The organism is Rhodovulum visakhapatnamense (assembly GCF_004365965.1).
Classification (GTDB): domain Bacteria; phylum Pseudomonadota; class Alphaproteobacteria; order Rhodobacterales; family Rhodobacteraceae; genus Rhodovulum; species Rhodovulum visakhapatnamense.
In genome coordinates, this window is the sequence record NZ_SOEB01000015.1 from 1 (window position 1) to 14,507 (window position 14,507).

Below are 14,507 nucleotides of genomic sequence, written 5' to 3' on the forward strand. Positions count from 1 at the left end.
GAGGAGGCGACCGCGGCCAGCACCACGCTCAAGCAGGAGGCATCGACGCTGCAGCAACTGGTGGCACGGTTCCGTCTTCGGAACGCGGCGCCCGGCCGGCCGGCGGCGCGGCCGGCCCCTTCCGCCCGCCCCGAAGCTGCGCCCGCCGCGGGCGAGCCTCGCAAGCGCGCGGTCAACGACGCAGGATGGCAAGACTTCTGACGCTTCAGAACCGGCATCCGGACAGCCCGAGCCAGCGCCGCATGGACAGCGCCGCAGGCTGGCCCCCATTCCCCGGTGGTTGCCCCTGTTCAACCGGCATCCGGCCGAAACCCTGCCCCGGGGACGTGGCCCGGGCGCCTCGTGGGCTCGCGGCAGGTCGTACCGCTTTTCGCCGCCTTGCGCCTGACCGACAGGACCCAAGCGGAACGGATAAGGTCGCGCGCGGACAGACCACCAACCGGTCGGCTCGACGCAGCGGAACCCTTCCAGCCAGGGGGGCCTCCGGCCGCCCGTCGGGCCTACGTGGGAACACTGGCCGCAGGTCCTGGCAACAGAGCCCGGCCCGGCTCCGCCCGCCCTGCAACCGAAGCAGAAGCAGAAGCAGAAGCAGAAGCAGTCTGGACCCGTACAGAGTAGCTCCGGCAAGGCCGTCGTTGCGCATTCCGGCTGCCTGGCAAGGACGGGCTGAGGCCTGGGACGGCGAGCGCCAGGTGTCGCCCCAAAGAACCTCGGCCGTCCTCGCGAGGACGCGCGCTGCACGTTCCGTCCTGAGGGCCCGGCGGCCGGGCAGGTCGGCCCCGCCGAAAGCCGGATCGCGTCTCTGGCCGCACCCGAACCGGGCTCAGCCCGCCAGCACCTTGCGGAACCGGGCCAGCACCACCGCCAGCGCCACTCCCGCCATCGCCGCCATGCGCAAAAGCTCGCCCGTCACCAGCGCAAGGCCCGCATCGCGGTAAAGGACCGATTGCGCGAAGGCCACGAAATGCGGCGCCGGGCTGACGATGCCGACCGCGACCTGCATCCATGCGGGCATCGATTCCATCGGCGTCATGCCGCCTGACAGCAGCAGCATGACGATGATGACCGGAATGACCAGAAGTCCGAACTGCCCCATGTTGCGCGTGAAGGTGGCCAGCAACAGGCCGATGCTGCCCACCGAGATCGCATAGACCGCAGCGCCCAGCGCATAGAGCCCCAGCGAGTCCGTCACCGGCACCCCGAGCCCCCAATGGATCACCGCCACAAGGCTGGAAATCGAGGCCAGCAGGATAACCAGACCGGTGGCCAGGATCTTCGACAGCACGATTTCGTGCGGGCGGACCGGCATCACCAGCACATGCTCGATGGTGCCCTGCTCGCGCTCGCGGATCATCGCGGCGCCCGAGAGGATCAGGGTCAGGATCGTCACGTTGTTCATCAGTTGCATGACCGAGGTGAACCAGGTTGCGGTCAGGTTCGGGTTGAAGCGGTTGCGAAACACCACATCGACCGGGTCCGAGGCGCCGCCGCCGGGATCGGCATAGCGCTGCAGTTCGTCGGCCAGAAGCCGCTGCAGGAAGGCCGCACCGTTGCCCGCCTGCGCCATGGCGGTGGCATCGACCAGCACCATCAGCGCGGGCGCCTGCCCCGCACGCAGATCGCGCTCGAACCCGGGCGGGATCGACAGCACCAGCACATAGCGGCCCTCGTCCTGGGCGCGCGCCGCCTCGGCGGGGCTCAGCACTTCCGGTTCGGCGAAAAGCGGCGGCCGGATCGCGTCGGTCAGCCGGTGCGACAGCGGGCTGCGATCCTCGTCGACCACGGCCACCGCCAGATCGCGGATCTCGGTCGAGGCCGCGTTCGACACCAGCCAGGTCGCCGCGGTGAAGACATAGATGATCAAGACCACCATGACCCGGTCGCGACGGATCGCGCTCAGTTCTTTCAGGGTCAGACGCAGGGTGTTCAGCAGGCTCCGCATGAGATCACGCCTCCTGCTTGCGCAATCCGAGGATCGCGAGCGCCACATAGGCCAGACAGAACGCCGCCAGAACCGCCGCCGATGGCGCGACCTCGGCCCAGCCGAAGCCCTTGAGGAAGGTGCCCGAGGTCACCTGCTGATACCAGGCCGAGGGAAAGCCCTGCCCCACCGCCCGTCCCATCGGGTCGAGCGACGAGACCGGCAGGATCAGGCCCGAGAAATTCACCGTCGGAATGATCGCCAGAACGGCCGTGGCGAAGACCGCCGCGACCTGGCTTCGGGTGAAGGACGAAATCAGCTGCCCGAAGCCCGTGGTGGCGAAGACATACAGGAAGGACACCGCCGCCAGCGCCCCGAGACTGCCGGTGAAGGGCACCCCGAAGACGCCGCGCCCGACCGCGAAGAGCATCCAGAAGCTGACCCAGGCGATGGCCAGATAGGGCAGCTGCTTGCCCAGCAGGAATTCGGCGCGCGCGACCGGGGTCGCGCGAAAATTGGCGATGGTGCCGGTTTCCTTCTCGCGCACCACGCTGATCGCCGACATGATCGACGGGATCAGCATCAGGATCACCATCATCATCGAGGGCACCATGGCATGGGCGCTCTTGAAGGACTGGTTGAAGAGAAAGCGGGTCTCGATATTGACACCGGCTTGCCCCGCGCCCGACGCGGCGGCGTAATCCGACAGCACGCCCAGCGCATAGCTGCGCGCGGTTTCGGCCCGGAACGGCATCGCCCCGTCGATCCAGACCGAAACCTCGGGCCGGTCGCCCCGGGTCAGGTCGCGGCCGAAGCCGTCGGGAATGTCCAGCGCCACCGCCAGATCGCCCCGCCCCATCCGGGCGCGAAGGTCCGCGATGCCGGTCAGCGGCGGGGTTTCCGCGAATTGCCGGATCGCGGTGAACTGGTCGGCCAGCGCGCGGCTGTCGGGGGTGCGGTCCTGATCGTGGACGGCAAAGCTCAGCCGGTCGACATCGAAGGAGATGCCGTAGCCCATGGTCAGCAGCAGGATCACCGGCCCCGCGAGGGCGAAGAAGACCCGGATCGGATCGCGCGTCAGTTCCAGCGTCTCGCGCCAGCACTGCGCCCAGAGCCGGGTCATCCCGGCAAGCCGCGGCGCGGTCCCGGACGCCCCCGCCACGGGAAGGGCCGCGGGCTCGGCGGCCGGGGCCGGGTCGGGCGGCAGCTCGGCCTCGAGGCACGAGATGAACGCCGACTCGAGGCTGTCGGCCCCGTGCCGGGCCACGATCTCGGCGGGGGCGCCCACCTCCAGCACGCGGCCCGCATGCATCAGCGAGATCCGGTCGCAGCGTTCGGCCTCGTTCATGAAATGGGTCGAGACGAAGATCGTCACGCCCTTGTCGCGCGACAGCGACAGAAGCTTGTGCCAGAACCCGTCGCGGGCCACCGGATCGACCCCCGAGGTCGGCTCGTCGAGGATCAGCACCTGCGGGTCGTGCAGCACCGCCACGGCCAGCTGCAGCCGCTGGCGCTGGCCCAGAGGCAGGTCCCAGGGCATGCGGTCGGCCAGCGGCGCCAGGTCGAATTCGTCCAGCACCTCGTCGACCCGCGCCTGACGCCGGTCGCGCGGCAGGTGATAAAGATCGGCATGCAGCGCGAGGTTCTGCCGGACCGTCAGCTCGGAATACAGCGAGAAGCCCTGGGACATGTAGCCGATGCGCATCCGGCTTTCGATATCCGAGGCGCGCAGCGGCTGGCCGAAAAGTTCGGCCTCGCCCTCGCTTGGATCAAGAAGCCCGGTCAGCATCTTCATCGTGGTGGACTTGCCGCAGCCGTTCGACCCGAGAAAGCCGAAGATCTCTCCCTCGGGAATGGTAAAGCTGACGTCATCGACGGCGGTGAAATCGCCGAAGCGCCGGGTCAGGTGGCGGGCCTCGATGGCGGTGCGGCCCCGGCTTGCGTTCTGCGGACGGATCACCAGCGGCGGGGCGGCCGGGCGGTCTGGCAGCAGCCGCACGAAGGCCTCCTCGAGCGTCGCGGCCCCGGCCCGGGCCTTCAGCTCGGCCGGGCTGCCCGAGGCGATCACCCGGCCCGCATCCATCGCCGCGAGCCAGTCGAACCGGTCGGCCTCTTCCATATAGGCGGTCGCGACCAGCACGCTCATCCCCGGCATGCCGGCGCGCACCCGGTCGATCAGGTCCCAGAACTGGCGCCGCGACAGCGGGTCGACCCCGGTCGTGGGCTCGTCGAGGATCAGCAATTCGGGATCGTGGATCAGCGCCGAACAGAGGCTCAGCTTTTGCTTCATCCCGCCCGAGAGCTTGCCCGCCGGACGGTCGGGAAAGGGCGCAAGCCCGGTTGCCTCCAGCAGCATGTCGATCCGGCGGGCGCGGTCGGCCGCACCCTGCCCGAAGAGACGGCCGAAGAAATCGAGAGTCTCGCGGACCGACAGCGTGGGGTAGAGGTTCCGCCCCAAACCCTGCGGCATGTAGGCCAGCCGGGGCGCGATCTCGCGCCGGGCGGCGGGGTCGGCCATGTCGCGGCCAAGGGTCGAAACCCGCCCCTCCTGCAGGCGCCGGACCCCGGCGATCAGCCCCAGAAGCGTCGACTTGCCGACCCCGTCGGGGCCGATCAGCCCGGCCATGCACCCCGGGGGCACGGTCAGCTCGATACCGTCCAGCGCCGCCTTGCCGCCATAGCGGTGGGTCAGCCCGGCGATCTCTGCGGCCGCCCGCTGCGGGCCGGACGGAGGGGGGAACACCGGCGCCATGGCCTAGTCCGGCACGTTGGCCTGAAGGCTTTCGGGGACCTGAAGGGTCTCGGGCCAGGGCCGGTCAGGATCCGTGCGCACGAATCCTTGCCCGCGAACGCCTGTCTTGACCTTGTCCTCGAACTTCACCAGCAGCTCGCGCGGGATGGTCAGCTTGACCCGGAACACCAGATCCTCGCGCTCGGACAGGGTTTCCACGCTTTTCGGCGTGAACTGGCTTTCGGGCGAGACGAAGGTGACCCGCGCCGGCACGATGTAATCGGGGATCGGGTCGAGGATCAGCCGCGCCTCGTCATTGGCCGAAATCAAGCCGACGACCGGCGCGGGCAGGTAGATGTTCATGTAGACATCGGTCAGGTCCAGCAGGGTGACGACCGGCGTGCCCGCGGCCACCACCTCGCCCGGCTCGTGCAGCCGGTAAAGCACCCGGCCGCGGATCGGGGCGAGGATCGTCAGATCGTCCAGCGCGATCTGCAGGCGTTCGACCTCGGCATTGCTCGAGGCGATCAGCGCCTCGGCATCGCTGACCTGCGCCCGGGCCGAGGCCAGCGTCGCCTCGGCCGAGGTCAGGGCGTTGCGCGCATCGTCGAAGCTGCTGTCGCTGGCATGACCGTCCTCATGCAGCCGCGCCACCCGGTCGCGATTGGTCCGCGCAACGTCCAGCGCGCTTTGCGCCTGCATGACGCTGGCCTTTGCCACTTCCCTTGCGGCCTCTGCGCGCAGCACCGCCGCCTTCGCCCCCAAAAGCTGGGCCTGGGCGTCGCGGTCGTCGATCCGGGCGATCACCTGTCCCGCCTCGACGGTGCTGCCCTCATCGACCAGAACCTCGGCGATCCGGCCTGCATATTTGGTCGCGACCTCGACGCTTTGCGCCTCGATCCGGCCGTTCGAACTGGCGATCCCCTGCGTGTCGTCGCCGCCGAAAAGCCCCTGCCAGAAGGCCGCGAACCCGCCATCTGCCAGGGCCGGTCGGGCGCCGGGCGGCAGCGCGAGGCTCAGCCCCACCGCCAGCAGGACCGCGCCCCTGCGGGCGCACCGTCTCGGAAATCGGGGGAAGATCGGTCTGTCGGTCATGGGGTCACCTTCGCGCGGCCGCCGCTGGCCCGGACGGGTGGACGCAAGGGGCCCACAGGCACGGGCGGCACCGGCCGCATGTCGCCTTTCAGGGTGGTGTCGCATGGCGGGCGGCCGGGGGCAAGGGATCACCTTGCGGCCGGTTGCGGCCCGCCCTCAGACCATGTCGTCGGGCTTCAGCGGCAGGTCGTCCCTCAGCGGCACGGTCTGCCGCTCGATCATCCGGCGGACGCGCGGCTTGCCCGCCCCCCGATTGAGCGCCCGCAGACGATCGGTCACCTCGGCATCGGCCATGGTGCGGCGTTCGTGATGGCGCAGGTATTCGGCCCAGGTCGCGACGTGATAGCTTTCGGCCCAGACCGTCGGGCGTTCGAGATCCCTCAGCAGCACCCATTGCCGGGCGCCGTCGCGAATGCGGATCCGGCGCCGTTCGGTCATCGCGGCCAGAAACGCGGTCACGTCCTCGGGCGCTATATCGTATTCGACGGTGATCGCGATCGGCCCCGAGCGGGCGCGCAGATCGACGCCCAGCCGCGGCTCGACAAAGCGGCCCAGCGGCGCCAGATCGTCCGTGCCGAAATTCGGCAGCGGCAGGCGCAGCCCCACCAGCGCGCCCAGAACCAGCACCGCAGCCGCCGCCCACAGCGCCTCGGCCAGGCCCGCCCGGCCCGCCACATGCCCCCAGAGGAAACTGCCCGTCGCCATGCCGCCGAAGGTGCAGGTCTGGTAAAGCGACAGCGCCCGTCCGACCACCCAGCGCGGGGTCGAAAGCTGCACCGACACGTTGAACAGCGACAGCGACAGCACCCAGGAGGCGCCCGCAGGCAGAAGCAACAGCCCCGAGATCCAGAGATCGCGCGACAGAGACAGCCCCACCAGCGCCGCCCCGAAGCCCAGAAAGCCCGCCCGGACGATGGTTTCATTGGCAAAGCGGTCGCGCAGTCGCGCCCCCGAGACCGCGCCGCCGATGGCGCCCGCGCCGAAACAGCCCAGCAGCAGGCCATAGGCGAAGGCGCCCCCGCCCAGCATGTCGCGCGCGACGATGGGCAAAAGCGCCAGCAGCCCGACCGCCGCCACCCCGAACAGAAATCCGCGAAACAGAACGCGCAAAAGCACCGGCGACATCGAGACATAGCGCAGCCCCGCCGCCACCGCCGGTCCCAGCGCCTCGCGCGGCAGCCGCCGCTCGGGCAGGGCCGGGCGCCAGAGATAAAGCGACAGCCAGAGCGGCAGATAGCTTGCGGCATTCACCGCGAAGGCCGCCGCCGCGCCGCCCGCGGCGACGATCAGCCCGCCGACGGCCGGGCCCACGCTGCGCATCAGGTTGAACCCCATGCTGTTCAGCGCGACCGCCGCCGGAAGATCAGAGCGCGGCACGATATCGCCGACCGAGGCCTGCCAGGACGGGTTGTAAAGCGCCATTCCGAAGCCGATCAGGAAGGTGAACCCCAGAAGCAGCCAGGGGGTCAGCCCGCCGGCGAAGGCCGCCGCCGCCAGGGCCGCCGAGACGACCAGCATGAAGGTCTGCGCGCCCAGCATGATGCGGCGGCGGTTGAAATTGTCCGCCAGCGCCCCGGCGATCAGCGAGACCAGCATGATCGGCAGGGTGTTCGAGGCCTGCACCATCGCCACCATGACCGGCGAATGGGTCAGTTCGGTCATCATCCAGCCTGCGCCGACCGTCTGCACCAGCCCCCCGAAATTCGACACGTTGGAGGCCAGCCACAGATTGCGGAAAGTCGCCTTGCGGAACGGCGCGAGCGACGAGGGGCGGACGGGAACTGGGTCGGGCACGGGGCGGCTTTCGGGACGGTCGATCTCAAAGGGATAGGTCGCAGTCGCCAACCGGCAAGGAAGCCCGGAACGGTCCGCCCCCCTGCGGCCGGTCCCTGCCGGTGTGGCGGGGCGCGGCCGGACCCGGCACCAAAGGCGCTACTTTTCCAGCGGCGGGCGCGCCGCGAACCAGTCGGCCAGCGCCGCGCGCTCGCTGTCGGTCAGACGCGCGGCGATCCCGGTCATCGGCGCCAGCACCTCGGGCGCCTTCCCTTCGGCAAAATAGTCCAGCCGATCCTGCAGATACCCGGCGCGCTGCCCGTCGAGCCGCGGGATCAGCCCGATCGCCCCGGTCGGTGCCGCGCCGTGACAGCTGAGGCAGGCGGGGACCCCTCGGCCCGGATCGCCGTCGCGCGCCAGAGCTCCTGCCTCGGCCAGCTGATAGTCAGGCGGCGGACGGCGCTCGGGGTCGGACCCCGAGGGGCTGGCGCGGGCAGTTCCGAAGACTGCAGCCAGCGCCCCGACCTCGGCCTCGGTCAGTTCGTGGGCGGCCTGTTGCATCGTCGTGACCGGCCGCAGTCCGGAATCGAACAGGGCCATCTGATGGGCGATATAGGCGGGCGCTTGCAGGGTCAGATTGGGCGACAGATCCCGGTCGGCGCCCAGGGCAGGCCCGGGATCGTGGCAGGCGGTGCAGCTCTGGGCCTGGGCAATCGCCGTTTCGGTCGCCTGTTCGAGCCCCGGGGCCGCGGCGGCATCGGGCGACAGCGGATCGCCGGCCGGCAGCCCGGCCAGATAGGCCGCGACGGCGCTGCGGTCGGCGGGGCTCAGCGCGCGGGCGATGGCGGGCATCGGGTTCCAGCCGTCGCGGTCGGGCCCCCGCCCGGAAGCGAACCCGTCGAGACGACGTTTCAGGAAGGCAGCCCCCTGCCCGGCCAGCCGCGGCACGCCCAGCCCGGCCTTTTCGGTGCCGGTTCCGTGGCAAAGACCGCAGGCGGGCAGCGCCCGGGCAAAGTCGCCATTCCGCACAAGCGCCGTCCCGCGTTCGGCATCGGCCTCGGTGCCGGCCGAGGGCGGCACGCCAAGGGTCCGGTCGGGAAGCCCCGCGAAATGCTCGGCCAGCGCGTCGATCTGCGGCCCCGACAGGCTGGTGGCCACGGTCGCCATGATCCCGCTTTGACGGGCGCCGCTGGCATAGTCGCGCAACCGCGCGGCGATGGTGTCGGCATCGAGAATGGCCAGGTTGGGCGCCTGCCCGCCGGTTGGCGCGCCGGTGCCGTCGGTTCCGTGGCAGGCCACGCAATAGCGCAAAGGCGTGTCGCCCAGCCCGATCGGGCGCCAGCCGGTCGAGGGCGCGGAATACAGATAGTCTGCGAGCGGATCGGCGCGGGCATGCAGCTTCAGTTCCATCGCCGCGCCCCGGCGGTCCCAGGCCATCGCGGGCAGTGCGGCCTCTGCGGCCCCCCGGGAGGCCTCGGTGGCGTCGTGATAGGCATCGGGCGTCATGCCGGGCAACTGGCGCAGAAAGGCGACCACCGCCCAGATCTCGCCGAAATTGCCATCGGCGGGCCAGCTTGGCATCGCGGTGAAGCGGACCCCGTCGCGCAGGATCACGTAAAGCTCGGTCTCGGAAAATTCGCCCACCACGGCGGGCAGGCTTTGCGGGCGGGGCCGCATCGACAGCGCGACCGGGCTTTGCCCCAGCCCCGGGCCGCCATGGCAGGAGGAACAGACCTGGTCGTAGTGCTGCGCGCCCAGCGCGATCAGCCCGGGATCGTCCAGATCGGGCACGTCCAGACCCGCCTCGGTCAGCTGGCGGGCGCTTCGTTCGACCGAGGCGCGAAAGGTCTCATGCAGCAGGGCGGCGGTGGCGGCGGCATGGGGCGGGCGGGCCGAGACGGGGACCAGCCCGGCCTTGAGGACCGCGGCGGCCCCCAGAACCAGCACCACGGCAACAGCGCCGAGTCCGATCAGAAGGCGGGGGCGGGTCAGGCGCGGACGGGACAAGGGCGGGTCTCCTCTCAGCGGCCCCGCCGACCCCGGCGGGTGCCAGCCCGACAACGCAAGCGCGCCGCCCGGGTTCCGTCCGACCTTGCGCCCTCCGGATTTGCGCCCGGATGGGGGGCCTGCGACCTCTCCGCGCGCCGACGCCGGGAACCGGATCGCCCCCTTCGGGCTTGTCCCGCAATGGACCCGCAGATCGCCCCCACCGCACATCGCCCCGCCATGCCCCACCAGAACCCTCCGCTGCGCCTTGCCATCATCGGTCTCGGACCGCGCGGTCTGGGGGCGCTGGAAGCACTGGCCGCGCGGCTGGCCGACACTGGTACACCCGTCGCCATCGACGTCTTCGAACCCGGCCCCTGGCCCGGCGCCGGGCCGAATTTCGATCCCGGCCAAAGCCCCTTGATGCTTCTGAACATCCCGATCCGGGCCATCGACATCGACCCGCCCGCGCCAGTTCCGCGCCGGATCGCGTCTTTCGCCGCCTGGCTGATGTCGCCCCCCGATGGCGAGCGGTTTCCGGCCCGGGCCGAGCTTGGCGCCTATATGGCGGCGCGGTTCCGCGCGCTGACGGCCAGCCTGCCCGAGGGCACCGCGCTGACCCGCCATGAAACCGCCATCCGCCGGATCGAGGCCAGCGAGGCGGGCTGGCGGCTTGACGGCGCGGGGGCACGTTTCGGCCCCTATGACGAGGTGCTGCTGGCGCCCGGCCAGCCCGCCACCCGGCCCGACCCGCAACTGGCACGCTGGCAGGACCATGCCCGGCGCTGCGGCGCCGAGCTTCTGCCTGCCTATCCTGCCGACCGCCTGCTCGAGGCCGCCGAGGGCTGGGCCGGCAAGGCAGTGGCGCTTCGCGGGCTCGGGCTCTCGACGCTGGATGCGGTGCGGCTTCTGACGCTGGGCCTCGGCGGCCGGTTCGAGGACGGCCGGTACATCGCCTCGGGCCGCGAGCCCGCGCGCCTCCTGCCCTTTTCGCTGAACGGCTTGCCGCCCTGGCCGAAACCGGCGAGCGAAGCCATCGACGCGCGCATGGCCCCCCTGCCCGCCGAGACCCGCGCCTTCGAGGCGGCCTTGAGCCGGGCCCTGGCCCAGCCGCCCGAGGCCGCGCTGGTCACCCTGTGCACCCCGCTCGCACGGGCCGCCCGGCGGGTGCTGGCGGCCACCGGCGCAGGGCCCGGTGGCGTCGAAGAGTGGCTGACCGCAGAACGCAGCGCCCCGGCCTCGCAGGAGGACCCGGACCCGACCGTGCCCTTGCGGGACGGGCTTGCCATGGCGCGCGGGACCCGCCCGCCCGCGCCGGGCTATGCCATCGGGCAGATCTGGCGGCACTGGCAGAATGCGCTGCGCCGGGGCGTGAACCCGGGCTCGGCCGCGCCGGGAACGGCCGAGGCGCTGATCGGCTTCGACGAGGGGCTGAAACGCTATTCCTACGGGCCGCCCGCTGCCACGATTGAAGAGCTTGCGATCCTGATCGAGACCGGGATCGTCGATTTGCGCATTGTGGACGACCCCGACATCCTGCTGACCGACAGCGGCTGGCAACTGGTCGAGGGGGACGAGGGCGCCCGGGCCGATGTTATGGTCGACGCGGTGCTGCCTTCGCCCGCCCTTCAGGGCATCGAGGCGCCGGTCATCGCCGCGCTGCGGGACGAAGGCCGGATCGTGCCGGTGGCCAAGGGTCAGGGGGCGCGCATCCGCCCCGACGGCCAGGTGATCGGGGCCGACGGGCGGGTGCAGCCGGGGCTGGCGCTGCTGGGCCGGGCCGCGCTGGGCAGCGTGATCGCGGTCGACTCGATCCATGACTGTTTCGGCGCCTCGGCCGACCGCTGGGCCGAGGGCGTGTTGACCCGTGCAGCGCTCAGCGCTGCGCCTGCCGCCAGTCCGGGTTGATCCAGGGGCCGCGAGTGTCGGCGGGCAGGCGGCGGCCGAGGATGTGATCTGCCGCCTTCTCGCCCACCATGATCGAGGGCGCATTCAGATTGCCGTTCGGGATGCGCGGAAAGACCGAGCTGTCGGCCAGCCTCAGCCCCTCGACCCCGATCACCCGGAGGTCGGGATCGACCACCGCCATCGGATCGTCCCGGGCGCCCATCCGGGCGGTGCCGCAGGGATGATAGGCGCTTTCGACATGCTCGCGGATGAACCCGTTCAGCGCGTCGTCGGACTGCACCGCGGCGCCGGGCTGGATCTCGTGGCTGACGAAGGGCGCGAAGGCCTCCTGCGCGAAGATCTCGCGCGTGAGCCGGATGCAGGTCCGGAAATCGGCCCAGTCCTTCTCGTGGCTCATGTAGTTGAACAGGATCTTCGGCGGCTCGTTCGGGTTGGCCGAGCGCAGCGTGACCGCGCCGCGCGAGGGGCTGCGCATCGGGCCGACATGGGCCTGAAATCCATGCCCCTCGGCCGCCGCCTGCCCGTCATAACGCACCGCGATCGGCAGGAAATGATACTGGATGTCGGGATAGTCGACGCCTTCGCCCGACCGCAGGAAGGCCGCGCTTTCGAACTGGTTCGACGCGCCGGGGCCGCCCCTGGTCAAGAGCCATTGCAGCCCCACCCAGGCCTTGCCGGGAAGGTTCCAGTACTTGAAAAGACTGATCGGCTGGCTGGCCGCCATCTGCAGATAGAGTTCAAGATGGTCCTGCAGGTTCTGCCCCACGCCTGGACGGTCGGCCACGACCCCGATGCCATGGTCCGCCAGATGCGCGGCCGGGCCGATGCCCGACAGCATCAGCAGCTTCGGCGAATTGATCGAGGACGCTGCCAGGATCACCTCGGCCCCGGCGCGGACGACTTCCGTAAAGCCGTCGCGGTCGATCTCGACGCCCGTGGCGCGGCCGTTCTCGATGACGACGCGGCGGGCAAACCCCCGGATCAGATCGCAATTGGGCCGCTTCAGCGCAGGCCGCAGATAGGCGCGCGCGGCGGACCAGCGCTCGCCCTTCCAGACGGTCATGTCATAGGGGCCGAAGCCCTCCTGCTGGTGGCCGTTATAGTCGTCGGTCACGGGATAGCCCGCCTGCCGCCCGGCCTCGACGAAGGCCTGCACCAGCGGGTTGTCGCGCCGCCCCCGGGTGACATGCAGCGGCCCGCCCTGCCCGCGCCAGGCCGGATCGCCGCCATGCCCGCCCGCGTGCCAGTCTTCCATCCGCCGGAAATAGGGCAGCACATCCGCATAGCCCCAGCCCGCCGCACCCTGGTCGCGCCAGTGATCGTAGTCGCGGGCATGGCCGCGCACATAGACCATGCCGTTGATCGAGGAAGACCCGCCGATCACCTTGCCGCGCGGGGTCGCGAGGCGCCGCCCGCCCAGATGCGGCTCGGGCTCGGTCCGGAAGCCCCAGTCGTAACGGGGCATGTTCATCGGATAGCTGAGCGCGCCCGGCATCCGGATCAGCGGCCCGGCATCGGACCCGCCATGTTCGATCACCAGAACCGACTTTCCGGCCTCGGCGAGACGGTACGCGATGGCGCAACCGGCGCTGCCCGCGCCGACGATGACGTAATCGGCCTGCATCAGTAGGGGGCCTCCACGTCGCCCATGCGCACATAGACGGATTTGAGCTGGCTGTAATGTTCGATCGCGGCCTTCGCGTTCTCGCGGCCGACCCCCGACATCCCGACGCCGCCGAAGGGCATCTCGACCGGCGCATCGTTGTAGGAATTGATGAAGCAGGTGCCCGCCTTCAGCGCCCCGATCACCCGGTGCGCCCGCGAGATGTCGCGGGTGAAGACCCCCGCCGCAAGACCGAATTCGGTGGCATTGGCGCGCGCGACGGCCTCGGCCTCGTCCTCGAAATCGAGGACCGCCATCACCGGGCCGAAGATCTCTTCGCGGGCGATGGTCATGCCGTCGGTGACATCGGCAAAGACCGTGGGGGCCAGGAAAAAGCCGTCGCGCGCGACGCGGCGGCCCCCGGTGACAAGCCGGGCGCCCTCCTCGACGCCCTTGGCGATATAGCCCTCGACGATCCGCATCTGGGCCTCGCTGACCATCGGGCCGAAATTGGTGGCCTCGTCCAGCGGGTCGCCCATCACGACACCCTTCAGCCGTTCGGTCAGGCGGGCGAGGAAGGCCTGTTTGACGCTTTTCTGCACGAAGACCCGGGTGCCGTTGGAACAGATCTGGCCCGAGGAGTAGAAATTCGCGAGGATGGCGCCGCTGACGGCGTTGTCGAGATCGGCATCCTCGAAGATCAGCAGGGGCGACTTGCCGCCCAGTTCCATCGTGACGTGTTTCATGTCGGCGGCGGCGGCGGCATAGACCTTCCGCCCCGTGGGAACCGACCCCGTCAGCGACACCTTGGCGACGCGCGGATCGGAAATCAGCGCCTGCCCGGCCTCGCCCGCGCCCTGCACGACATTGAAAAGCCCGGCGGGCGCGCCCGCCTCGGTCAGGATCTCGGCCAGTTTCAGCGCGCAAAGCGGCGTCACCTCGGACGGCTTGAAGACCATGGCATTGCCGCAGGCGAGCGCCGGGGCCGCCTTCCAGGCCGCGATCTGGGTCGGGTAGTTCCAGGCGCCGATGCCGACGCAGACGCCCAGCGGCTCGCGCATCGTATAGGCCCAGTCGCCGCCCAGCGGGATATGCTCGCCCGTCAGGCTGCCCGCAAGCCCGCCGAAATATTCCAGCGCGTCGGCGGCCGATGCGGCATCGGCGATCAGCGTCTCCTGCAGGGGCTTGCCGGTGTCGCAGGTTTCCAGAACCGACATCTCGCGGTTCCGCTCGCGCAGGATCTGGGCGGCGCGGATGAGCACGCGGCCGCGCTCGCGCCCCGAAAGGCGGGCCCAATCGGTCTGGGCGCGCGCGGCGGCGGTCAGCGCCCTGTCGATCACGGCGGGCGTCGCCGCATGAACGGTCGCGATCCGCGCTCCGGTCGCAGCATAGATCACCGGGATCGGCGTGCCGTCGGTATCTTCGAGATAGGCACCGTCCACATAGTGGCTGGCGGTGGGTTGGGTCTCATAGATCATCGTCATTCTCCG

The 14,507-nt window shown here is 70.4% G+C and carries 8 protein-coding genes and 1 pseudogene; 2 read left to right on the plus strand and 7 right to left on the minus strand.

Annotation, left to right across the window (positions count from 1 at the left end):
* Nucleotides 1-201, plus strand: a pseudogene (locus EV657_RS21900) (hypothetical protein); the annotation flags it as partial.
* Between the two features lie 622 nt (nt 202-823).
* On the opposite strand, the gene EV657_RS13570 reads toward EV657_RS21900, so the two are convergent.
* The 5 genes from EV657_RS13570 to EV657_RS13590 all read right to left on the minus strand — a co-directional run bounded on the left by EV657_RS13570 (nt 824) and on the right by EV657_RS13590 (nt 9,527).
* On the minus strand, nt 824-1,942 hold the full coding sequence (locus EV657_RS13570; RefSeq protein ID WP_113670334.1) for an ABC transporter permease: 1,119 nt from the start codon (nt 1,940-1,942) through the stop codon (nt 824-826).
* 4 nt (nt 1,943-1,946) lie between these two features.
* A complete protein-coding gene (gene rbbA / locus EV657_RS13575) occupies nt 1,947-4,673 on the minus strand; it encodes a ribosome-associated ATPase/putative transporter RbbA (RefSeq protein WP_134078309.1) in 2,727 nt (908 codons plus the stop codon).
* 3 nt (nt 4,674-4,676) lie between these two features.
* Nucleotides 4,677-5,747 carry an HlyD family secretion protein gene (locus EV657_RS13580; RefSeq protein WP_113670336.1) on the minus strand — a complete coding sequence of 357 codons (1,071 nt, stop codon included), beginning with the start codon at nt 5,745-5,747 and terminating at the stop codon, nt 4,677-4,679.
* 156 nt (nt 5,748-5,903) lie between these two features.
* On the minus strand, nt 5,904-7,541 hold the full coding sequence (locus EV657_RS13585) for an MFS transporter (RefSeq protein WP_113670426.1): 1,638 nt from the start codon (nt 7,539-7,541) through the stop codon (nt 5,904-5,906).
* A 138-nt stretch (nt 7,542-7,679) separates the two neighbouring features.
* Nucleotides 7,680-9,527 (minus strand): c-type cytochrome, encoded by a 1,848-nt coding sequence (locus EV657_RS13590; RefSeq protein WP_166673708.1) that lies wholly within the window; start codon nt 9,525-9,527, stop codon nt 7,680-7,682.
* A 219-nt stretch (nt 9,528-9,746) separates the two neighbouring features.
* Here EV657_RS13590 and EV657_RS13595 point away from each other — a divergent pair, with 219 nt between their 5' ends.
* Nucleotides 9,747-11,414: an FAD/NAD(P)-binding protein gene (locus EV657_RS13595; protein ID WP_166673709.1), complete on the plus strand. Its 1,668-nt coding sequence runs from the start codon at nt 9,747-9,749 to the stop codon at nt 11,412-11,414.
* Here EV657_RS13595 and betA read toward each other — a convergent pair.
* Complete coding sequence (gene betA / locus EV657_RS13600; RefSeq protein ID WP_134078315.1) at nt 11,383-13,038, minus strand: choline dehydrogenase; 1,656 nt, start codon at nt 13,036-13,038, stop codon at nt 11,383-11,385. The genes EV657_RS13595 and betA overlap by 32 nt on opposite strands.
* Nucleotides 13,038-14,495, minus strand: coding sequence for a betaine-aldehyde dehydrogenase (betB, locus tag EV657_RS13605; protein ID WP_134078423.1), 1,458 nt, complete (start codon nt 14,493-14,495; stop codon nt 13,038-13,040). The genes betA and betB overlap by 1 nt, the downstream gene beginning before the upstream one ends.
* Nucleotides 14,496-14,507: the final 12 nt, after the last annotated feature.

What these genes read in the sequence shown, in the direction of transcription:
- EV657_RS13570 (WP_113670334.1), bottom strand. Translation starts at nt 1,942, where the DNA reads ATGCGGAGCCTGCTGAACACCCTGCGTCTGACCCTGAAAGAACTGAGC.
- rbbA (WP_134078309.1), bottom strand. Translation starts at nt 4,673, where the DNA reads ATGGCGCCGGTGTTCCCCCCTCCGTCCGGCCCGCAGCGGGCGGCCGCA.
- EV657_RS13580 (WP_113670336.1), bottom strand. Translation starts at nt 5,747, where the DNA reads ATGACCGACAGACCGATCTTCCCCCGATTTCCGAGACGGTGCGCCCGC.
- EV657_RS13595 (WP_166673709.1), top strand. Translation starts at nt 9,747, where the DNA reads ATGCCCCACCAGAACCCTCCGCTGCGCCTTGCCATCATCGGTCTCGGA.
- betA (WP_134078315.1), bottom strand. Translation starts at nt 13,038, where the DNA reads ATGCAGGCCGATTACGTCATCGTCGGCGCGGGCAGCGCCGGTTGCGCC.
- betB (WP_134078423.1), bottom strand. Translation starts at nt 14,495, where the DNA reads ATGATCTATGAGACCCAACCCACCGCCAGCCACTATGTGGACGGTGCC.